Annotated in this window: 22 protein-coding genes; 20 read left to right on the top strand and 2 right to left on the bottom strand. The window is 60.0% G+C overall.

The window, feature by feature from the left end; all coding sequences use genetic code 11:
• Positions 1-4: 4 nt before the first annotated feature.
• From lnt to ACTJJ6_RS11225, 7 genes are all read left to right on the top strand, one after another.
• Positions 5-1534 carry an apolipoprotein N-acyltransferase gene (gene lnt / locus ACTJJ6_RS11255; RefSeq protein WP_440801435.1) on the top strand — a complete coding sequence of 510 codons (1530 nt, stop codon included), beginning with the start codon at positions 5-7 and terminating at the stop codon, positions 1532-1534.
• Between the two features lie 394 nt (positions 1535-1928).
• Positions 1929-2825, top strand: a complete 897-nt coding sequence (locus ACTJJ6_RS11250; protein ID WP_004939976.1) for an amino acid ABC transporter substrate-binding protein — start codon at positions 1929-1931, stop codon at positions 2823-2825.
• 213 nt (positions 2826-3038) lie between these two features.
• Positions 3039-3779: an amino acid ABC transporter permease gene (locus tag ACTJJ6_RS11245; RefSeq protein WP_004939979.1), complete on the top strand. Its 741-nt coding sequence runs from the start codon at positions 3039-3041 to the stop codon at positions 3777-3779.
• Positions 3779-4453, top strand: coding sequence for a glutamate/aspartate ABC transporter permease GltK (gene gltK / locus ACTJJ6_RS11240; protein WP_004939982.1), 675 nt, complete (start codon positions 3779-3781; stop codon positions 4451-4453). The genes ACTJJ6_RS11245 and gltK overlap by 1 nt, the downstream gene beginning before the upstream one ends.
• On the top strand, positions 4453-5178 hold the full coding sequence (locus ACTJJ6_RS11235; RefSeq protein ID WP_004939983.1) for an amino acid ABC transporter ATP-binding protein: 726 nt from the start codon (positions 4453-4455) through the stop codon (positions 5176-5178). The genes gltK and ACTJJ6_RS11235 overlap by 1 nt, the downstream gene beginning before the upstream one ends.
• Before the next feature lie 113 nt (positions 5179-5291).
• Positions 5292-6224 (top strand): pyrimidine-specific ribonucleoside hydrolase RihA, encoded by a 933-nt coding sequence (gene rihA, locus ACTJJ6_RS11230; protein WP_049299643.1) that lies wholly within the window; start codon positions 5292-5294, stop codon positions 6222-6224.
• Between the two features lie 148 nt (positions 6225-6372).
• Complete coding sequence (locus ACTJJ6_RS11225; protein WP_143778555.1) at positions 6373-7065, top strand: FMN-dependent NADH-azoreductase; 693 nt, start codon at positions 6373-6375, stop codon at positions 7063-7065.
• Between the two features lie 40 nt (positions 7066-7105).
• Here ACTJJ6_RS11225 and ACTJJ6_RS11220 read toward each other — a convergent pair whose 3' ends face one another.
• Positions 7106-7588 carry a zinc ribbon-containing protein gene (locus ACTJJ6_RS11220; RefSeq protein ID WP_004939988.1) on the bottom strand — a complete coding sequence of 161 codons (483 nt, stop codon included), beginning with the start codon at positions 7586-7588 and terminating at the stop codon, positions 7106-7108.
• A 286-nt stretch (positions 7589-7874) separates the two neighbouring features.
• Between ACTJJ6_RS11220 and leuS the strand changes: the two genes are divergently transcribed.
• The 13 genes from leuS (at position 7875) to lipA (ending at position 21376) form a co-directional block, all read left to right on the top strand.
• Positions 7875-10457: a leucine--tRNA ligase gene (gene leuS / locus ACTJJ6_RS11215; protein ID WP_033641093.1), complete on the top strand. Its 2583-nt coding sequence runs from the start codon at positions 7875-7877 to the stop codon at positions 10455-10457.
• 14 nt (positions 10458-10471) lie between these two features.
• Positions 10472-11032 (top strand): LPS assembly lipoprotein LptE, encoded by a 561-nt coding sequence (lptE, locus tag ACTJJ6_RS11210; RefSeq protein WP_016928771.1) that lies wholly within the window; start codon positions 10472-10474, stop codon positions 11030-11032.
• Positions 11029-12063 (top strand): DNA polymerase III subunit delta, encoded by a 1035-nt coding sequence (gene holA, locus ACTJJ6_RS11205; RefSeq protein ID WP_016928772.1) that lies wholly within the window; start codon positions 11029-11031, stop codon positions 12061-12063. The genes lptE and holA overlap by 4 nt, the downstream gene beginning before the upstream one ends.
• Complete coding sequence (gene nadD / locus ACTJJ6_RS11200; protein ID WP_015376938.1) at positions 12053-12715, top strand: nicotinate-nucleotide adenylyltransferase; 663 nt, start codon at positions 12053-12055, stop codon at positions 12713-12715. Before holA ends, nadD begins: the two co-directional genes overlap by 11 nt.
• 194 nt (positions 12716-12909) lie before the next feature.
• Positions 12910-13227, top strand: a complete 318-nt coding sequence (gene rsfS, locus ACTJJ6_RS11195; protein WP_016928774.1) for a ribosome silencing factor — start codon at positions 12910-12912, stop codon at positions 13225-13227.
• 3 nt (positions 13228-13230) lie between these two features.
• The gene (rlmH, locus tag ACTJJ6_RS11190; protein WP_004940002.1) at positions 13231-13701 is read left to right on the top strand and encodes a 23S rRNA (pseudouridine(1915)-N(3))-methyltransferase RlmH; all 471 of its coding nucleotides are present in this window, start codon (positions 13231-13233) and stop codon (positions 13699-13701) included.
• Positions 13702-13739: 38 nt separating this feature from the next.
• Positions 13740-15635: a peptidoglycan DD-transpeptidase MrdA gene (mrdA, locus tag ACTJJ6_RS11185; protein WP_016928775.1), complete on the top strand. Its 1896-nt coding sequence runs from the start codon at positions 13740-13742 to the stop codon at positions 15633-15635.
• 8 nt (positions 15636-15643) lie between these two features.
• A complete protein-coding gene (mrdB, locus tag ACTJJ6_RS11180) occupies positions 15644-16756 on the top strand; it encodes a peptidoglycan glycosyltransferase MrdB (RefSeq protein WP_004940006.1) in 1113 nt (370 codons plus the stop codon).
• A 10-nt stretch (positions 16757-16766) separates the two neighbouring features.
• Positions 16767-17852: an endolytic peptidoglycan transglycosylase RlpA gene (gene rlpA / locus ACTJJ6_RS11175; RefSeq protein WP_016928776.1), complete on the top strand. Its 1086-nt coding sequence runs from the start codon at positions 16767-16769 to the stop codon at positions 17850-17852.
• A gap of 180 nt (positions 17853-18032) precedes the next feature.
• Complete coding sequence (dacA, locus tag ACTJJ6_RS11170; protein WP_004940010.1) at positions 18033-19244, top strand: D-alanyl-D-alanine carboxypeptidase DacA; 1212 nt, start codon at positions 18033-18035, stop codon at positions 19242-19244.
• Positions 19245-19348: 104 nt separating this feature from the next.
• On the top strand, positions 19349-19615 hold the full coding sequence (ybeD, locus tag ACTJJ6_RS11165; RefSeq protein WP_004940012.1) for a DUF493 family protein YbeD: 267 nt from the start codon (positions 19349-19351) through the stop codon (positions 19613-19615).
• A gap of 134 nt (positions 19616-19749) precedes the next feature.
• Positions 19750-20418 carry a lipoyl(octanoyl) transferase LipB gene (lipB, locus tag ACTJJ6_RS11160; RefSeq protein WP_015376934.1) on the top strand — a complete coding sequence of 223 codons (669 nt, stop codon included), beginning with the start codon at positions 19750-19752 and terminating at the stop codon, positions 20416-20418.
• Positions 20411-21376, top strand: a complete 966-nt coding sequence (lipA, locus tag ACTJJ6_RS11155; RefSeq protein ID WP_004940018.1) for a lipoyl synthase — start codon at positions 20411-20413, stop codon at positions 21374-21376. The genes lipB and lipA overlap by 8 nt, the downstream gene beginning before the upstream one ends.
• Positions 21377-21469: 93 nt before the next feature.
• Here lipA and tatA read toward each other — a convergent pair whose 3' ends face one another.
• The gene (gene tatA, locus ACTJJ6_RS11150) at positions 21470-21685 is read right to left on the bottom strand and encodes a Sec-independent protein translocase subunit TatA (RefSeq protein ID WP_004940019.1); all 216 of its coding nucleotides are present in this window, start codon (positions 21683-21685) and stop codon (positions 21470-21472) included.
• Positions 21686-21698 lie beyond the last annotated feature (13 nt).

Genomic DNA, 21698 nt, shown 5'->3' with positions numbered 1-21698 from the left:
CAACATGGCTAAAGCCTCATTACTTGAACGCCAGCGGGTTCGCGCCCTGCTGGCGCTGTTGTCAGGTGCCGGCGGGACGCTGGCGTTCTCGCCCTACGACTTCTGGCCCGCGGCCATCGTTTCCCTGTTCGGCCTGCTGGCCGTTACCCTCAATCGCACCACCAAACAGTCCGCCCTGCTCGGCTTTGTCTGGGGCTTCGGGCTGTTCGGCAGCGGCATCAACTGGGTGTATGTCAGCATCGCCGATTTCGGCGGCATGCCCTTCGCCGTCAACGTCTTCCTGGTGGTACTGCTCGCCGCTTACCTGTCGCTGTATACCGGGCTGTTCGCCGGGCTGTTGACGCGCTTGTGGCCGGCCACCCGCTGGTGGCGGCTGGCCATCGCCGCGCCGGCGCTGTGGCAGGTGACCGAATTCCTGCGCGGCTGGGTGCTGACCGGCTTCCCGTGGCTGCAGTTCGGCTACAGCCAGATCAATGGCCCGCTGAAGGGCATCGCGCCACTGCTGGGCGTCGACGCCATCACCTTTGTGCTGATGGCCATCGCCGGCCTGCTGGTGTACGCCGTCAATCAGCGCCGTCTCTCGGCAGCCGTGATTGCCGCCGCGCTGCTGCTGTTGCCGTGGCCGCTGCGCCAGCTGCAGTGGTTTACCCCGCAGCCGGAGAAAGCGGTAAACGTCGCCATGGTGCAAGGCAACATTCCCCAGTCGATGAAGTGGGATCCGAGCATTCTGCTCAGCACGCTGCAAACCTATCTGGACGAAACCCGCCCCTACATGGGCAAAGCGCCGATCATCATCTGGCCGGAGTCCGCCATCCCTGACTTCGAGCCGCGTCAGAACGGCTTCCTGATCATGATGGATGACCTGATGCGGGCGAAGAACAGCAGCCTGATCACCGGCATCGTCGATGCGCGCGCCACCCCGCAAGGCGTGCAGGAATACAACAGCGCCATCGTGCTGGGCGAACCGACGCCGTACAGCTACCCGGCCAAAGATCGCTACAACAAGCATCACCTGGTGCCGTTCGGCGAGTTTGTGCCGCTGGGTGAACTGCTGCGCCCTATCGCGCCGTTCTTCAATCTGCCGATGTCCGGTTTCAGCCGCGGCGACTACGTGCAGCCGCAGCTCAGCGTACGCGGCTACAACCTGACGGCGGCCATCTGTTACGAGATCGTGCTGGGCCAGCAGGTGCGCGATAACTTCCGCCCGGACACCAACTTCCTGCTGACCATCTCCAACGATGCCTGGTTCGGTCACTCCATCGGCCCGTGGCAGCACTTCCAGATGGCGCGCATGCGGGCGCTGGAGCTCGGCCGGCCGCTGCTGCGCAGCACCAATAACGGCGTTACCGCCGCAGTGGATGCGAACGGCGAGGTGATCGCCGAGATCCCGCAGTTTACCCGCCAGGTGCTCGAAGTGAAGGTCACGCCGACCACCGGCGTCACGCCTTATGCGCGCTTCGGCGCCACACCGCTGTGGGTGATTACCCTGCTGCTGGGCGGCTGGGCGCTGATGTTGGGCTTGCGCCGCAAATAATCCTCTTCGCCGGGGCGCGCCCGCCGCGCCCCGCGTTCCCGTCAATATCCCCACCTCAGTCAGAAAACGTCGTTAAATCAACGCGGCTGGCACACTCCTTGCTTTTATCTATGGCGACAACGCGCGCCGGTTTACTTTTGCTGACGTTTTGTCGCACCTGCGCACATTTTGGGTGCATTAAGCGCACCACGCGGGGGCGCCGACGTTTTGTTGCATTGATTTGGTGCGCGCGGCGTCTCAAAAAATGAAACATTTTAGTTTCAATGTGTTCACAATCGGTTATTTTTTAACAGCGTTCAGTTCATAAGACTATCTTTATAACTTGAGCAATAAACAGTCGATTTAACCTGACGCTCTTTAGTCAGAGCCACAACAACAGCAAAGGAGTTGGACCATGCAAATGCGTAAATTGGCGTTATCGTTACTGCTGCTCGGTGCGGCAGGTAGCGTGGCGCATGCGGAAGACCTGACCGGTACGCTGAAGAAAATCAAAGACAATGGCGTGATCGTTGTCGGCCACCGCGAATCGTCAGTGCCGTTCTCCTACTACGACAACCAACAAAAAGTTGTGGGCTACTCTCAGGACTACTCCAACCAAATCGTTGAAGCCGTTAAGAAAAAGCTGAATGCGCCGAATCTGCAGGTGAAAATGCTGCCGATTACCTCGCAGAACCGCATCCCGCTGCTGCAAAACGGCACCTATGATTTCGAGTGCGGTTCCACCACCAATAACCTCGAGCGCCAGAAACAGGCCGCCTTCTCCGACACCATTTTCGTGGTCGGCACCCGCTTGCTGGTGAAAAAAGGATCCGATATCAAAGACTTTAAGGACCTGGCCGGCAAACCGGTGGTGGTCACCTCCGGCACCACCTCCGAAGTGCTGCTGAACAAGCTGAACGACAGCGACAAAATGAACATGCGCATCATCAGCGCCAAAGACCACGGCGACTCCTTCCGTACCCTGGAAAGCGGCCGCGCGGTGGCCTTCATGATGGACGACGCCCTGCTGGCGGGCGAACGCGCCAAGGCCAAGAAACCGGATCAGTGGGAAATCATCGGCACGCCGCAGTCGAAAGAAGCCTACGGCTGCATGCTGCGCAAAGACGATCCTGAGTTTAAAAAGCTGGTCGATGACACCATCGCCCAGGCGCAAACTTCCGGTGAAGCGGCCAAGTGGTTTGAGAAATGGTTCAAGCAGCCTATTCCACCGAAAAACCTCAACATGAACTTCGAACTGTCGGACGACATGAAGCAGCTGTTCAAAGAGCCTAACGACAAAGCGTTGAACTAAATAGAACAAAAGCCGGGGCGGCCGCCAGGCCAAACCGGCCCAGTTGATGACTGGGACAGACAGGAATGAGGGGGGCCGTTCCCCTCCCTCATTTTCCCCAAGGCGCATCACCGACACCCGTACACAACAAGCCAGCCAGACTGGCCGCGCGGCGATCGGCGCTCATCAAGTCATCAATCTTCGGCGCCCTGCGCCCGTTTATCGGAGTTTGTTATGTCAATAGATTGGAACTGGGGTATCTTCCTGCAGCAGGCCCCGTTTGGGAACACCACTTACCTCGGCTGGATCTGGTCCGGCTTTCAGGTCACGGTGGCCCTCTCCGTCTGTGCCTGGATTATCGCTTTCTTCGTCGGTTCACTGTTCGGTATCTTGCGTACCGTGCCCAACCGCTTTCTTTCCACCCTCGGCACCTGTTACGTCGAACTGTTCCGCAACGTGCCGCTGATCGTGCAATTCTTTACCTGGTATTTGGTGATCCCCGAGCTGCTGCCGGCCAATATCGGCACCTGGTTCAAAACCGAGCTGGATCCCAACGTGCAGTTCTTCGTCTCTTCCATGCTCTGCCTGGGGCTGTTTACCGCCGCCCGCGTTTGCGAACAGGTGCGCGCCGCCATTCAGTCCCTGCCGCGCGGCCAGAAAGCCGCCGGGTTGGCGATGGGCCTGACGCTGCCGCAAACCTACCGCTACGTGCTGCTGCCGAACGCCTACCGGGTGATCGTGCCGCCGATGACCTCGGAAATGCTCAACCTGGTCAAAAACTCCGCCATCGCCTCCACCATCGGGCTGGTGGACATGGCCGCGCAGGCCGGTAAGTTGTTGGATTACTCCGCACACGCCTATGAATCCTTTACCGCCATCACGCTGGCTTATATCGGCATCAACGCCGTTATCATGCTGTTTATGCGTCTGGTCGAAAAGAAAGTGCAGTTGCCTGGCAACCTGGGGAGTAAATAATGTACGAATTTGACTGGGCGTCGATCGTCCCAAGCTTCCCTTATCTGCTGCAAGGCATGGTGATCACGCTGAAGATCACCGTGACCGCCATCGTGGTCGGCATCCTGTGGGGCACCGTGTTGGCGGTCATGCGTCTGTCGCCGTTCAAACCGATAAGCTGGTTCGCCACCCTGTACGTCAACCTGTTCCGCTCGGTGCCGTTGGTGATGGTGCTGCTGTGGTTCTATCTGGTGGTTCCAAGCTTATTACAACAGGTTCTAGGGCTGTCGCCGAAAACCGATATTCGCCTGATCTCGGCTATGGTAGCCTTTTCCCTGTTTGAAGCGGCCTATTATTCGGAAATCATCCGCGCCGGTATCATCAGCATCTCGCGCGGCCAATCCTCCGCCGCGCTGGCGCTGGGCATGACCCACTGGCAGTCCATGCGGCTGGTGATCCTGCCGCAGGCGTTCCGCGCCATGGTGCCGCTGCTGCTGACTCAGGGCATCGTACTGTTCCAGGATACCTCGCTGGTTTACGTACTGAGCCTGGCCGACTTCTTCCGCACCGCGTCGACCATTGGCGAACGCGACGGCACCCAGGTTGAAATGATCCTGTTCGCCGGTTTTGTCTATTTTGTTATCAGCCTCGCCGCCTCGGCGCTGGTAAGCTATTTGAAGAAAAGGACTGTTTGATGATATCCCTGAAAAATGTTTCCAAGTGGTACGGTCACTTCCAAGTGTTGACCGATTGCACCACCGAAGTGAAAAAAGGCGAAGTGGTCGTCGTCTGCGGTCCTTCAGGTTCCGGCAAGTCCACCCTGATCAAAACCGTCAACGGCCTCGAGCCGATCCAGCAGGGAAGCATCCTGGTGAACGGCACGCCGGTCAACGACAAGAAAACCAACCTGGCGCAGCTGCGTGCCAAAGTCGGCATGGTGTTCCAACACTTTGAGCTGTTCCCGCACCTGTCTATCATCGACAACCTGACGCTGGCGCAGGTGAAAGTGCTCAAGCGCGATAAGACCGCCTCACGCGAGAAGGGCCTGAAGCTGCTTGAACGCGTCGGCCTCTCCGCCCATGCCAACAAGTTCCCCGGCCAGCTGTCCGGCGGCCAGCAGCAGCGCGTCGCCATCGCCCGCGCGCTGTGCATGGATCCTATCGCCATGCTGTTCGATGAACCGACCTCGGCGCTCGATCCGGAAATGATCAACGAAGTGCTGGACGTGATGGTCGAACTGGCGAACGAAGGCATGACCATGATGGTGGTAACCCACGAAATGGGCTTCGCCCGCAAGGTGGCGAATCGGGTGATCTTTATGGACGAAGGCAAAATCGTCGAAGACCGCAACAAAGACGATTTCTTCAACAACCCCGAGTCCGATCGCGCCAAGGACTTCCTGGCCAAGATCCTGCACTAAACTCTCTCGATGCGCCCCGCCAGGGGCGCATCTTTTCTCCCGGCACTAAAAGCGCTTGTTTCTCCCCGGTTTTGATCCGATGCTCGCTGGATAACAAACAGAGGAGAAAGAACATGCCCCGCCCTATTATCATCGATTGCGATCCCGGCCTCGACGACGCCATCGCGCTGGCCATGGCGCTGCGTTCGCCGGAGCTGGACGTCAAAGCCATTACCACCTCCGCCGGCAACCAGACGCCGGAGAAAACCCTGCATAACGCGCTGGGTCTGCTGACCCTGATGCAGCGCGAGGACATCCCGGTCGCCGCCGGCGCCGCTCGCCCGCTGATGCGCGAGCTGGTGATCGCCGACTATGTCCACGGCAAAACCGGCATGGGCAACACCCACCTGCCGACGCCGACCCTCAAACCCGATCCCCGCGGCGCCGTCGAGCTGATCGCCGACCTGCTGCGCGCTAGCCCGCAGCCAATCACCCTGGTGGTGACCGGCCCGATGACCAACATCGCCCTGCTGTTGGCCCAGCATGCCGAGCTGAAAAGCCGCATCGAGCGCATCGTATTCATGGGCGGCGGCATGAACGCCGGCAATACCACGCCGGTGGCGGAGTTCAACATCTTCGTCGATCCCGAAGCCGCCGAAATGGTGCTGAAATCCGGGGTGCCGCTGACCATGGCCGGGCTGAACGTCACCCATCAGGCGCTGGTGTTGCCGCAGGATATCGAGCGCATTCGCCAGATAGACAATCCGGTCGCGCAGGCGGTCGCGGAGATGCTCGATTTTTACCTGCCGCTGTACCTCAGCCATCCGCGCGGCCTGCCCGGCGCAGCGATGCACGATCCCTGCACCATCGCCTGGCTGCTGGCGCCGCAGCTGTTCACCGGCGTAGAACGCTGGGTCGGAGTGGAGACCAAAGGGGACTACACCGTCGGCATGACGGTGGTGGACTATTTCCAGCAAACCGGCAACGCGGCCAACGTGGAAGTGTTGACCGGCATCAACCGCGAGGGCTTTATCGATCTGCTGGCCGAGCGCGTAGCGCGTTATTGATCCTATCGGGGCGCGCTCGCGCCACTTGTTCAACTTTTTTGATTTAACTCAGCGAATTTTTGCGCTATCACTGTTCATGGCTTGCCTCTACCATGCGTTTACACCGACTGACATCGTTACCGATTAGCCTTCGCCTGGAGATAAGCCAATGAGCCGCGTACTGGTCCTGAAATCAAGCATTCTGGGTGAATATTCCCAGTCTGGAAAATTAGTCGATTTTTTTGTTGAACAATGGCGTGAAACTCACCCTGAAGACACGTTCACCGTGCGCGATTTGGCCAACCCAACGCTGCCGGAGCTGGATGGTGAAGTGATGGCCGGCTTTACCGCCGGCGACAAACCGCTGACGCCGCATCAGCAAAGCACCCTGGCGCTGTCCGATGAGCTGATTGCCGAGCTGAAGTCGCACGACACGCTGATTATCAGCGCCCCGATGTACAACTTCAACATCCCGACGCAGCTGAAGATCTACTTCGATCTTATCGCCCGCGCCGGCCAGACGTTCCGCTATACCTCCGCCGGCGCCGAAGGGCTGGTGACGGGCAAGAAAGCGATCGTCATCTCCAGCCGCGGCGGCGTCCACGCCGACACGCCGACGGATCTGATCACGCCGTACGTGAAGTTGTTCCTGGGCTTTATCGGCATCACCGACGTTGAATTCGTGCTGGCGGAAGGCTTCGCCTACGGCCCGGAAGCGGCGGAGAAAGCCGCCCAGGACAGCCGCATCGCGATCGCGCAGAAAATCCCGGCCGGCGTCGCCGTACCGGCGCAGGCGGAAGTTGCCCCGGCAACCGTCAGCGGCGGTTTCCTGAGCAATCTGCTGAAGAAACTGTTCCGTTAAACGCCAGCCTTAGCGTTCCCCGCCCTGCCGGGGAACGTCATCACGGTTCAAACGGCCGGCGCTGGAATTGGTCGTGACCGCATTTCGGGCAGAGCGGCAGCACCTCCGGCGTGTAAAACGCCAGATGGTAGTGACACTGCTCGCACACCAGGTTGCCCAGCCCCACCACTTCACCGCTGTGGTAAACGCCGTGGTGGCTGACATCCTTGAATACCTCGCGCCACTCCAGCTGGGTTTTGTCGGTGATATCCGCCAGTTCCTGCCACAGGCTCTCTTTGATCACGCGCATAAACACGCTGTCGGTAAACTCGTCCCGGCTCTCCTGATAGCTGCGCGCGAACTCTTCCAGATCGCGCCGCACCGCCTGCGTCACCTGCCGCACTTCGTCGCGGGTCAAATCTTCGGCCTCGTTCAAGCGCCGCTCCGCGCTGGCCACCAGTTCATCGATATCGCGTTCGCCGTTTTTCAGGCGTTCGCTCAACGATGCCACCAATTCGCGGTAATACTGAGCAACCTTGTTCATAGACTCTCCTCGATAAACGCTGCGCCGGACTTGGCTGTAGGGATCCCCCCTAAGCTACTTGTTCTTATTTTAGCCGTAAATGACTGATGCCACTTGGCAAGACGCGGGATCCGCAGGTTGTGAGCCGCGTCATGACGGCGTTTTTTTTAAATGCGCCGAGTCAGGCGCTTGGAGTTGTTGCCGGGAGGTCTTATCAGCTATGCTATGCGGATCTACGAATACTAAATGTTCATTGCGTTGCCTCTGACCGGGGCAACGGTTTACACCTACAGGACCACCGGCCGCCATGCAAGAGCAATACCGTCCAGAAGACATAGAATCGAACGTACAGCTTCACTGGCAAGAGAAGCAGACTTTCAAAGTTACCGAAGACGACAGCAAGGAAAAGTACTACTGCCTATCCATGCTGCCTTACCCGTCCGGCCGACTGCACATGGGCCACGTTCGTAACTACACTATCGGCGACGTGATCTCGCGCTATCAGCGCATGCTGGGCAAAAACGTACTGCAGCCGATCGGCTGGGATGCGTTCGGCCTGCCGGCGGAAGGCGCGGCGGTGAAAAACAACACCGCGCCGGCCCCGTGGACCTACGACAACATCGAATACATGAAGAACCAGTTGAAACTGCTGGGCTTCGGCTACGACTGGGATCGCGAAATCGCCACCTGCCAGCCGGAATACTATCGCTGGGAACAGTGGTTCTTCACCAAACTGTATGAAAAAGGCCTGGTCTACAAGAAGACTTCGGCGGTGAACTGGTGTCCGCACGATCTGACCGTGCTGGCCAACGAACAGGTTATCGACGGCTGCTGCTGGCGCTGCGACACCAAGGTCGAGCGTAAAGAGATCCCGCAGTGGTTCATCAAAATCACCGCTTACGCCGATCAGCTGCTGAACGATCTGGACACGCTGGAAAGCTGGCCGGAGCAGGTGAAAACCATGCAGCGCAACTGGATTGGCCGCTCCGAAGGCGTGGAAATCACCTTCGACGTGGCGGACAGCGAAGAGAAGTTGACGGTTTACACCACCCGCCCGGACACCTTCATGGGCGCCACCTACGTGGCGGTCGCCGCGGGCCACCCGCTGGCGCAACAGGGCGCGCGCAACAATCCGGCGCTGACCGAGTTCATCGACGAATGCCGCAACACCAAAGTTGCCGAAGCCGAAATGGCGACGATGGAGAAGAAAGGCATGCCGACCGGCCTGTTCGTTGTCCACCCGCTGAGCGGCGAGAAGCTGCCGGTGTGGGTCGCCAACTTCGTGCTGATGGAATACGGCACCGGCGCCGTGATGGCGGTACCGGCGCACGACCAGCGCGACTGGGAATTCGCCACCAAATATGATTTGCCGATCAAACCGGTGATCCTGAACCTCGACGGCAGCCAGCCTGACGTAAGCGCCGAAGCGATGACCGACAAAGGCGCGCTGTTCAACTCCGGCGAGTTCGACGGTCTGGACAATGAAGCCGGCTTCAACGCCATCGCCGACAAACTGGTCGCCAAAGGCGTCGGCCAACGCAAGGTCAACTACCGTCTGCGCGACTGGGGTGTTTCCCGCCAGCGTTACTGGGGCGCGCCAATCCCGATGGTGACGCTGGAAGACGGCACCGTGATGCCGACGCCGGAAGACCAACTGCCAGTGATCCTGCCGGAAGACGTGGTCATGGACGGCATCACCAGCCCGATCAAGGCCGACCCTGAGTGGGCGAAGACCACCGTCGACGGCCAGCCGGCGCTGCGCGAAACCGACACTTTCGACACCTTTATGGAGTCTTCCTGGTACTACGCGCGCTACACCTGCCCGCAGTATGACCAGGGCATGCTGGATCCGGCCGCCGCCAACTACTGGCTGCCGGTCGATCAATATATCGGCGGCATCGAACACGCCATCATGCACCTGATGTACTTCCGCTTCTTCCACAAGCTGATGCGCGATGCGGGCCTGGTGGATTCCGACGAGCCGGCCAAGCGCCTGCTGTGTCAGGGCATGGTGCTGGCCGACGCCTTCTACTACACCGGCAACAGCGGCGAACGCGTCTGGGTATCCCCGGTTGACGCCACCGTCGAGCGCGACGACAAAGGCCGCATCATTAAAGCCACCGATCCGCAAGGCCGTGAACTGGTCTATGCTGGCATGAGCAAAATGTCGAAGTCGAAGAACAACGGCATCGACCCGCAGGAGATGGTGGAAAAATACGGCGCGGACACCGTGCGTCTGTTCATGATGTTCGCTTCACCGGCAGAAATGACGCTGGAGTGGCAGGAATCCGGCGTGGAAGGGGCTAACCGCTTCCTGAAACGCGTGTGGAAACTGGCCTACGATCACGTGGAAAAAGGCGCGGTGCAGCCGCTGGACGTGGCGGCGCTGAACGAAGATCAGAAAGCGCTGCGCCGCGATCTGCACAAAACCATCGCCAAGGTGACCGACGATATCGGCCGCCGTCAGACCTTCAACACCGCGATCGCCGCCGTGATGGAGCTGATGAACAAGCTGGCCCGCGCGCCGCAGGAGAGCGAGCAGGATCGCGCGCTGCTGCAGGAAGCGCTGCTGGCCGTGGTTCGCATGCTGTATCCGTTCACCCCGCACGTGTGCTTCACCCTGTGGCAGGCGTTGGGTGGCGAAGGCGACGTGGACACCGCGCCATGGCCGGTTGCCGACGAGCAGGCGATGGTCGAGGACTCCAAGCTGGTGGTGGTGCAGGTGAACGGCAAGGTTCGCGCTAAAATCACCGTATCTGCCGATGCGACCGAAGAGCAAGTGCGCGCGCGCGCTGCCGAAGAGCATCTGGTGGCTAAATATCTGGACGGCGTCACGATTCGTAAAGTGATCTACGTTCCGGGCAAACTGCTTAACCTGGTTGTGGGTTAACACAAGGAGGAGTTGTGCGACAACGTATTCTGACGCTGTTGCTGGGGTTGGCGGTGCTGGTCACCGCCGGCTGCGGTTTTCACCTGCGTGGCACCACGCAGGTGCCTAATGAAATGAAAACGCTGATCCTCGACAGCGCCGACCCTTATGGTCCGTTGACGCGCGCGGTGCGTGAGCAGTTGCGTCTGAACGACGTGACCATCGTCAGCGATCCGAAGCGTAAAGACGTGCCTTCCCTGCGCATCATCGGCGCGACGGAAAGCCAGGATACCGCCTCGATCTTCCAGGACGGTAAAACCGCCGAGTACCAGCTGGTGCTGACCGTGCAGGCGCAGGTGCTGCTCCCGGGCCACGACCTGTATCCGCTGTCGGTGAAAGTGTTCCGTTCGTTCTTCGACAACCCGCTGACCGCGCTGGCCAAAGACTCCGAGCAGGAGATCATTCGCCAGGAAATGCGTGAGCAGGCGGCGCAGCAACTGGTGCGCAAACTGCTGACCGTGCATGCGGCGGAAGAAGAAAACCGGCAAAAAGCCGCTGCCGCCGGCGAACGAGCGGCAAGCCAAACCGCACAATGATCCGTATTTATCCGGAACAACTTGCCGCGCAGCTCCGAGAGGGGCTGCGCGCTTGTTATTTATTGAGCGGCAATGAACCGCTGCTGCTGCAGGAAAGCCAGGATCTGCTCCGGCAGGCTGCGCAACAGCAGCAGTTCAGCGAGCACTACAGCATTTCCCTCGACGCCCATACCGACTGGGACGCCATCTTCGGCATCTGCCAGGCGATGAGCCTGTTCGCCAGCCGCCAAACGCTGCTGCTGATCTTCCCGGAAAACGGCCCGACGGCGCCGATCGGCGAACAGCTGACCAAGCTGGCCACGCTGCTGCACGAGGATATTCTGCTGATCCTGCGCGGCCCGCGCCTCACCAAAGCGCAGGAAAACAGCGCCTGGTTCAAGGCGCTCAGCCCGCATGGCGCTCTCGTCAGCTGCCAGACGCCGGAACAGGCGCAACTGCCGCGCTGGGTCGCCGCACGCGCCAAGGCGATGAAGCTGGAGTTGGACGACGCCGCCAACCAGTTACTGTGCTACTGCTACGAAGGCAACCTGCTGGCGCTGTCGCAAGCACTGGAGCGGCTGTCGCTGCTGCACCCGGACGGCAAGCTCACCCTGCCGCGCGTCGAGCAGGCGGTGAACGACGCCGCCCACTTCACGCCGTTCCACTGGCTGGACGCCTTGCTGGCCGGCAAGAGCAAGCGCGCCTGGCATATCTTGCAGCAGCTGCAGCAAGAGGATGTCGAGCCGGTGATCCTGCTGCGCACCCTGCAGCGCGAACTGCTGCTGTTGCTGACGCTGCAGCGCCGCATGGCTTCCGCGCCGCTGCGCACGCTGTTCGACCAGCATAAGGTCTGGCAGAACCGCCGCCCGCTGGTGACCCAGGCGTTGCAACGCCTGTCCGGCCCCCAGCTGCAGCAGGCGGTGCAGCTGCTGACGCAAATCGAGCTGACGCTCAAGCAGGACTATGGTCAGTCGGTCTGGCCGGAACTGGAAACCCTGTCGATGCTGCTGTGCGGCAAACCCCTGGCCACGAGTTTTAGCGATGCCCACTAATCCGGAACACCCCACCGTATTGCACGCGCTGTTCGGCGGCACCTTTGACCCGATCCACTACGGCCACCTGCGGCCGGTGGAGGCGCTGGCCGCCGAAGTGGGCCTGAATCGCGTCACGCTGCTGCCTAACCACGTGCCGCCGCACCGCCCGCAGCCGGAGGCCAATGCGCAGCAGCGCCTGAAGATGGTCGAGCTGGCGATCGCCGGCAATCCGCTGTTTGCGGTCGACGATCGCGAACTGCACCGCACGACTCCCTCCTACACCATCGAGACGTTGGAAACGATTCGTAAAGAGCGTGGCGCCGCCCAGCCGCTGGCGTTTATTATTGGCCAGGACTCGCTGCTGACGCTGCATAAGTGGCACCGCTGGCAGGCGCTGTTGGACGTCTGCCACCTGCTGGTGCTGGCGCGCCCGGGCTATAACGATCGCATGGACACGCCGGAACTGCAGCAGTGGCTGGAACGCCATCGCACCGCCGACCCGGCGCTGCTCAGCCGTCGCCCGCACGGCCACATCTATTTGGCCGATACGCCGGAGCTGGAAATTTCCGCCACCGAGATCCGCCAGCGTCGCCATCAGGGCCTCAACTGCGACGACCTGCTGCCGCGCCCGGTGCAGCGCTATATCGAGTTGCAGGGTTTATATCGCTAGCGAAAGGTGCGTGATATACTGCGCCGCTATTTTTCAGGTATCCGCTGAAAACCCCGGAAACCTTAGCTGGCCGGGCAGTCACCAGTTAGCTGGCTTTCAGCGGCAGCCTGCCGAAACCATTATCCGGTTACGCCGCGGCGCGCGCATTTTGCCCGCCGCAGCCGACTGAACAGAACACACCCGAGGGGGAACCTTTGCAAGGTAAAGCGCTCCAAGATTTCGTCATCGATAAAATCGATGATCTGAAAGGCCAAGACATTATCGCTCTGGACGTTCAGGGCAAATCCAGCATCACCGATTGCATGATCATCTGCACCGGCACCTCGACGCGCCACGTGATGTCGATCGCCAGCCACGTGGTGCAGGAATCCCGCGCCGCGGGCATGGAGCTGTACGGCATGAAAGGCCAGGAAGCCTCCGACTGGATCGTGGTCGATCTGGGCGAAGTGATCGTGCACGTGATGCAGGAAGAAAGCCGTCGCCTGTACGAGCTGGAAAAACTCTGGAGCTAAGCGGTGAAACTGCAATTGGTGGCGGTCGGCACCAAAATGCCAGACTGGGTGCAAACCGGCTTTATGGATTACCTGCACCGCTTTCCCAAAGATATGCCGTTTGAGCTGACCGAGATCCCGGCGGGCAAACGCGGCAAAAACGCCGACATCAAGCGCATTCTGGACAAGGAAGGCGAACAGATGCTGGCGGCGGTGGGCAAAGGCAACCGCATCGTTACGCTGGATATCCCAGGCACGCCGTGGGAAACGCCGCAGCTGGCGCAGCAGCTTGAGCGCTGGAAGCAGGATGGCCGCAACGTCAGCTTGCTGATCGGCGGCCCGGAAGGGCTGGCGCCCGCCTGCAAAGCCGCTGCCGAGCAGAGCTGGTCGCTTTCTCCGTTGACGCTGCCGCATCCTTTGGTGCGCGTCCTGGTGGCCGAAAGCCTCTACCGCGCCTGGAGTATTACAACAAATCATCCTTACCACCGGGAATAGCCGGTGGTGACCGTGACAGAGTGAAATAAAGCAGCGGGATGAAAATAGAACGTAACCCTTTTCGCGACTATACGGCTGAATCCGCCCTGTTTGTACGCCGCGCCCTGGTGGCGTTCCTGGTCATCCTGGTGCTGTCCGGCATCCTGATCGCCAACCTGTATAATCTGCAAGTGGTCCGCGTCGAGGATTACCGCACCCGCTCCAACGAAAACCGCATCAAGCTGGTGCCCATCGCGCCCAGCCGAGGCATTATCTACGATCGCAACGGCACCCCGCTGGCGCTCAACCGCACCATTTATCAGCTGGAGCTGATGCCGGAGAAGGTCGACGATCTCAAAGCCACGCTACAGGCGCTGCGCACGGTGGTCGATCTGACCGACGACGACATCGCCAATTTCGAAAAAGAGCGTAAGCGCTCACGCCGTTTCGTCTCCATTCCGGTGAAAACCGCGCTAACCGAGGTGCAGGTCGCCCGCTTTGCGGTCAATCAGTTCCGCTTCCCCGGCGTGGAAGTGAAAGGCTATCAACGCCGCTACTACCCCTATGGTTCCGCCCTCACCCACGTCACCGGCTATGTGTCGAAGATCAACGACCGCGACGTCGAACGTTTGGACAAAGACGGCAAGCTGGCCAACTACGCCGCCACCCACGATATCGGCAAGCTGGGCATCGAACGCTATTACGAAGACACGCTGCACGGCAAAACAGGCTATGAAGAGGTCGAGGTCAACAACCGCGGCCGGGTGATCCGCCAATTGCACGAGCAACCGCCTTCCGCCGGTCAGGACGTTTACCTGACGCTCGATCTTGATCTGCAGCGCTATATCGAGCAGCTGCTGGTCGGCAGCCGCGCCGCGGTGGTGGTGAGCGATCCGCGCACCGGCGCCATCCTGGCGATGGTGTCCAACCCGAGTTACGACCCGAACCTGTTCGTGGACGGCATTTCCAGCAAGGACTATCAGGGCCTGCTGAACGATCCGAATCGCCCACTGATCAACCGCGCTACGCAGGGGGTCTATCCGCCCGCGTCAACGGTGAAGCCTTACATCGCGGTGTCGGCGCTGAGCGCCGGGGTGATCACCAAAAACACCGTGGTGTTCGATCCCGGCTGGTGGCAACTGCCCGGCTCGGAAAAACGCTTCCGCGACTGGAAAAAATGGGGCCACGGCCGCCTGAACGTCACCAAAGCGCTGGAAGAATCCGCGGATACCTACTTCTATCAGGTCGCCTATGACATGGGGATCGATCGGCTGTCGAGCTGGCTGACCAAATTCGGTTACGGCCAGTACACCGGCATCGATCTGTCCGAAGAACGATCCGGCCTGATGCCGACGCGCGAGTGGAAGCTGAAACGCTATAAAAAGCCGTGGTATCAGGGCGACACCATTCCGGTGGGCATCGGCCAGGGTTACTGGACCGCCACGCCGATCCAGATGGCCAAAGCGCTGAACACCCTGATCAACGACGGCACCGTCAAAACGCCGCACCTGCTGCAGAGCACCCGCGTCAACGGCGCGCTGGTGCCGTTCAAACAGGAAGAGAGCACGCAAATCGGCGATATTCACTCCGGCTTCTGGGAAATCGCCAAAGACGGCATGTATGGTGTGGCCAACCGTCCGAACGGGACGGCGCGCAAGTACTTTGCGGACGCACCTTATAAAGCCGCGGCGAAATCGGGTACCGCACAGGTATTCGGCTACGAAACCTACAACGCCCACAAACTGGCGGAGCACCTGCGCGATCACAAGCTGATGACCGCCTTCGCGCCGTTCAACAACCCGACGGTGTCGGTCGCCATCATTCTGGAAAACGGCGGCTCCGGTCCGGCGGTGGGCACCATCACCCGCCAGATCCTCGACCATATTCTGCTGGGCGACAACAATACGCAATTGCCAAGCGAGGCCCCGCTGCCGCCTGGCGTAGAAGGTGACTAAGGTAGAACATGACTGAAAGCCAACAAAAAGGCTCGATCTGGACCAAAATCCACATCGATCCGACGTTCCTGCTGCTGATCCTGGCCCTGCTGGTCTACAGCGCCTTCGTGATGTGGAGCGCCAGCGGCCAGGACATCGGCATGATGGAGCGCAAGATCGGGCAGATCGTCATGGGGCTGATCGTGATGGCCGTCATGGCGCAAATCCCGCCGCGCGTCTACGAAAGCTGGGCGCCCTATCTGTATATTTTCTGCGTGATTTTGCTGATCCTGGTGGACGCCTTCGGCCAGATCAGTAAAGGCGCGCAGCGCTGGCTGGATCTCGGCGTGGTGCGCTTCCAGCCGTCGGAAATCGCCAAGATCGCCGTGCCGCTGATGGTGGCGCGCTTTATGAACCGCGACGTTTGCCCGCCTTCGCTGAAAAACACCGCCATCGCGCTGGTGCTGATCTTCCTGCCGACGCTGCTGGTGGCCGCGCAGCCGGATCTCGGCACCTCAATCCTGATCGCCGCCTCCGGCCTGTTCGTGCTGTTCCTGTCGGGCATGAGCTGGAAGCTGATCGCCGTCGCCGCCGTCGCGCTGGCGGCCTTTATCCCGGTGCTGTGGTTCTTCCTGATGCACGGTTATCAACGCGACCGCGTGATGATGCTGCTCGATCCGGAAAGCGATCCGCTCGGCGCCGGTTATCACATCATTCAATCCAAGATCGCTATCGGCTCCGGCGGCCTGTCCGGCAAGGGCTGGCTGCACGGCACCCAGTCGCAGCTGGAGTTCCTGCCGGAGCGCCATACCGACTTTATCTTCGCCGTGTTGGCCGAAGAGCTGGGACTGATCGGGGTGTTGGTGCTGCTGGCGCTCTACCTGCTGGTGATCATTCGCGGGCTGATGATCGCCGCCAAGGCGCAAACCACCTTCGGCCGCGTGATGGTCGGCGGCTTGATGCTGATTTTGTTCGTTTATGTCTTTGTTAACATCGGTATGGTCAGTGGCATTTTGCCGGTAGTTGGCGTACCTTTGCCTCTGGTCAGTTACGGGGGTTCGGCGCTGATAGTGTTGATGGCCGGTTTCGGCATCATCATGTCGATCCACACGCATCGGAAAATGCTGTCTAAAAGTTTATAAGAGGTGAGTAATGCGTAAGGAATGGCTTTGGATCGGCGTCGCGGCGGTGTTGCTCTCCGCCTGTACCGCCCCGACCACGGAACAGCAAGCCCCTCCGCAGCCGTACAACGGCCCGGTGGTGGAAATCGGCGGCGTCGAGCCTCAATATGAACCCTATAACCCTAATAACATGCAGGATTATAAGGTTAATGGCGATACTTACCGCATCGTAAAAGATCCGCAGAACTTCTCTCAGACCGGCCTGGCGGCCTGGTATGGCGAAGAGGCCAACGGCAACACCACAGCGCTGGGCGAGCAGTTTGACCCCAACGGCCTGACGGCGGCGCACCCAACGCTGCCGATCCCAAGCTATGTGCGCGTCACCAACCTGGCCAACGGCCGTCAGCTGGTGGTGCGCGTCAACGATCGCGGGCCATACACCAAGGGCCGCATCATCGATCTGTCGAAAGCCGCCGCCGATCGCCTCAACCTGTCCAACAACACCAAGGTCAAAGTCGATTTCATCAACGTGGCGCCGGATGGCACGCTGAGCGGCCCCGGCACCATCGGCACCATCGTGGCGAAACAGAGCTACGCCCTGCCGGCGCGCCCGGATCTCGGCTCCAGCGGCATGGGCACCCCCATTCAACAGGACGTGCCGATCGCCAGCGGCGCGGCGGTGCGCCCGATCGATAACAGCACCCTGCGCACCGACGACAACAGCGCCCCTGCTGCCGGCGGCAATGCCGCCAACGGCCGCAGCGGTTTCCTCGGCGCGCCAAGCGCATTACCGGCCGGCGTGCTGGAAGGTTCCGAACCTGAAGTCGCAGCGGTGGCCGCACCGGTCGCGGCCGGCGCAGCGGCTGTCGGTACGGCTGCCGCCGCCTCTTCCGGCGGCTACGTGGTGCAGGTCGGCGCGCTGAGCAGCGCCGAACGCGCCCAGAGCTGGCAACAGAGCCTGAGCCAACAGTTTGGCGTCCCGGGCAAAGTAGCGGCCAACGGCAACGTTTATCGCGTTCAGCTCGGCCCGTTCAGCAGCCGTCAGCAGGCGGCTCAGCTGCAGCAACGCCTGGCGAGCGAAGCGCAACAACAGTCTTTCGTTACTGCTGCACCCTGAGCGTTAAGCCCGGCGGGCATTCACGGCCGATAAGCGGTTATTTAGCTGAAACATTTTCTTGCAGCTAAAAGGGCACTAACCGCAATTAGTCAGATGAATGGGTAATGCCTGCCGGGATCGCATCTGCTATAGTGTGGCTCGTTTTTTAACTTTACTTTCACGGATGTTGTAGTCCCGATCATGAAACAAGTAACTTCTTTTCGCTTAATCAAAAGCATCGCCCTCGGCACCGTTATCGCAATGAGCGCAGCCTCCGTTGCGCACGCCGATGACGTTAACATCAAAACCATGATCCCAGGTGTCCCGCAGATCGATGCGGAAGCGTACATCCTGATTGATTACAACTCCGGCAAGGTGCTGGCCGAGATGAACGCCGATGCGCGTCGCGATCCGGCCAGCCTGACCAAAATGATGACCAGCTACGTCATCGGCCAGGCGCTGAAAGCGGGTAAAATCGGCCAGGACGATCTGGTGACCGTCGGCCAGGACGCCTGGGCGACCGGCAACCCGGTGTTCAAAGGCTCTTCGCTGATGTTCCTGAAGCCGGGCGATCGCGTGCCGGTCTCCAAACTGACCCGCGGCATCAACCTGCAGTCCGGTAACGACGCCTGCGTGGCGATGGCCGACTACGTCGCCGGCAGCCAGGACGCATTCGTTAACCTGATGAACACCTACGTCAGCAAACTGGGCCTGCAGAACACTCACTTCCAGACGGTACACGGCCTGGATGCCCAGGGCCAGTACAGTTCGGCGCGCGACATGGCGCTGATCGGCCAGGCGCTGATCCGCGACGTGCCGGAAGAGTACGCGATCTATAAAGAAAAAGAGTTCACCTTCAACAATATCCGCCAGATGAACCGTAATGGTCTGCTGTGGGATAACAGCCTGAACGTCGACGGCATCAAAACCGGTCATACCGACGCAGCGGGTTACAACCTGGTGGCTTCGGCGACCGAAGGCCAGATGCGTCTGATCTCCGCCGTGATGGGCGGCCGCACCTACAAAGGCCGCGAAGCCGAGAGCAAGAAACTGCTGACCTGGGGCTTCCGCTTCTTCGAAACCGTGGCACCGCTGAAAGTCGGTAAAGAGTTCGCCTCCGAGCCGGTCTGGTTCGGCGATGCCGACCGCGTTGAGCTGGGCGTGGATAAAGACGTCTACCTGACCATCCCGCGCGGCCGCATGAAAGATCTGAAGGCCAGCTATGTGCTGAACACGCCGGAAATTCACGCGCCGCTGGCGAAAAACCAGGTGGTGGGCAGCATCAACTTCCAGCTGGACGGCAAAACCATCGACCAGCGTCCGCTGGTGGTGATGAACGAAGTGAAAGAAGGCGGTTTCTTCAGCCGCATCGTGGACTATATCAAACTGATGTTCCACCACTGGTTCGGTTAACGGTTGAAACGGGCGAAATTGCCCCCATATACTGAATAACATTAACTCCCGCCCCGGCGGGAGTTATAATTTATAGATTAGCTAGCACTCTGGAGCGCACGCACATGCAAAAAACTAAACTGAATGAACTGCTCGAATTCCCTTGCTCGTTTACCTACAAGGTGATGGGCCTGGCGCAGCCTGAGCTGGTTGACCAGGTAGTTGAAGTGGTGCAGCGCCATGCGCCGGGCGATTACAACCCGCAGGTTAAGCCGAGCAGCAAAGGCAACTACCACTCGGTTTCCATCACCATCAACGCCACTCACATCGAGCAGGTCGAAACCCTGTACGAAGAGTTGGGCAACATTGAAATTGTTCGCATGGTGCTGTAATTCCAGCATAAACCCCTGCTTATCAACCCGGGATGGCGCAGCGTCTTCCCGGGTTGCGCATTTTTGGTCAGCGAAAGGCTGGCCGCCAGCCGGAGCGCCCGGTATAATGGCTTTACCACTTCTGTAACCTGACGATGACTCTTTTGCAACCAGACAAGATCATTTTGCGTCAGCTGGGGTTGCAGCCCTACGCGCCTGTATCCCAAGCCATGCATAACTTCACCGACAGTCGTACCGAGACTACGCCGGACGAGCTGTGGCTGGTGCAGCATCACCCGGTATTCACCCAGGGCCAGGCCGGCAAAGCCGAACACGTGCTGATGCCCGGCGATATCCCGGTTGTCCAGAGCGATCGCGGCGGCCAGGTGACCTACCACGGGCCGGGCCAGCAGGTGATGTACGTGATGGTCGATCTGAAGCGCAACAAGGTCGGCGTACGCCAATTGGTCACGGCGATAGAAGATACGGTTATCAACACCCTCGCCCACTTCCGCCTCGCATCGCGCGCCCGTCCGGATGCGCCCGGCGTGTACGTGGGGGAGCAGAAAATCTGTTCGTTGGGTTTGCGGATCCGCAAAGGCAGCTCATTCCACGGCCTGGCCCTGAATGTGGCGATGGATCTCAGCCCCTTCCAACGCATCAACCCTTGCGGTTACGCCGGCATGCAGATGACGCAGGTCAGCGCGCTGGCGCCCGGCGTTGGCATTGAAGACATACACCCAATCCTGGTACAGGAATTTGTTCATTTACTCGGCTACCAGACGGTCGAGCTTCGTAACTGGAACCTGCACGATTATGAGTAAACCAATTCAGATGGAACGCGGCGTCAAATACCGCGATGCTGACAAAATGGCGCTGATCCCGGTCAAAACGGTGGTCACCGAACGGCAGGAGCTGTTGCGTAAACCCGAGTGGATGAAGATCAAACTGCCTGCCGACTCAACGCGCATTCAGGGCATCAAAGCCGCCATGCGTAAAAACGGCCTGCACTCCGTCTGTGAGGAAGCTTCGTGCCCTAACCTGTCCGAGTGTTTCAACCACGGTACCGCCACCTTTATGATCCTCGGTGCTATCTGCACCCGTCGTTGCCCGTTCTGCGACGTGGCCCACGGCCGCCCGATCGCGCCAGACGCCAACGAGCCGGAAAAGCTGGCGCAAACCATCGCCGACATGGCGCTGCGTTACGTGGTGATCACCTCGGTTGACCGTGACGACCTGCGCGACGGCGGTGCTCAACACTTTGCCGACTGCATCTCGGCCATCCGCGCCAAGAGCCCGAACATCAAAATTGAAACGCTGGTCCCGGACTTCCGCGGCCGTATGGATCGCGCGCTGGAGATCCTCACCGCCACGCCGCCGGACGTGTTCAACCACAACTTGGAAAACGTGCCGCGCGTCTACCGCCAGGTGCGTCCGGGCGCCAACTACGAGTGGTCGTTGAAGCTGCTGGAGCGCTTTAAAGAAGCGCACCCGGATATCCCGACCAAATCCGGCCTGATGGTTGGCCTGGGCGAAACCAACGCGGAAATCATTGAAGTGATGCGCGATCTGCGTCGCCACGGCGTGACCATGCTGACGCTGGGCCAGTACCTGCAGCCGAGCCGTCACCACCTGCCGGTGCAGCGCTACGTCAGCCCGGCCGAGTTTGACGAGATGAAAGAAGAAGCGATGGCGATGGGCTTCACCCATGCCGCCTGCGGCCCGTTCGTGCGTTCGTCTTACCACGCCGATCTGCAGGCCAAAGGGATGGAAGTGAAATAACGCGTAATAGTTTGTTACGCTAAAGACGGCGGAAACGCCAAAAAACGGATGTCCGCAAGGCATCCGTTTTTTATTGCGCGCCATCAGACGGAATTAAACGTCTTTCTTTTCGACGCTCTGCTGAGCGGACTGGCTCTCGGCGGCATTGTTGCCGGCGGCCGGCGGCGTGCTGTCATCGCCCACCGCTTTTTTAAAGCCTTTCAGCGCCGCGCCAAGATCGGCGCCGAGCGTGCGCAGTTTGCTGGTGCCGAACAGTAAAATCACCAACACCGCAATCACCAGAAGTTTGGTAATGCTGATACCTTCCATACTCACCTTCTTA

The organism is Serratia sp. 22278 (genome assembly GCF_052045405.1).
In the GTDB taxonomy this organism is placed as follows: Bacteria; Pseudomonadota; Gammaproteobacteria; order Enterobacterales; family Enterobacteriaceae; genus Serratia; species Serratia marcescens.
This window is presented reverse-complemented; position numbering and strand designations above follow the sequence as displayed.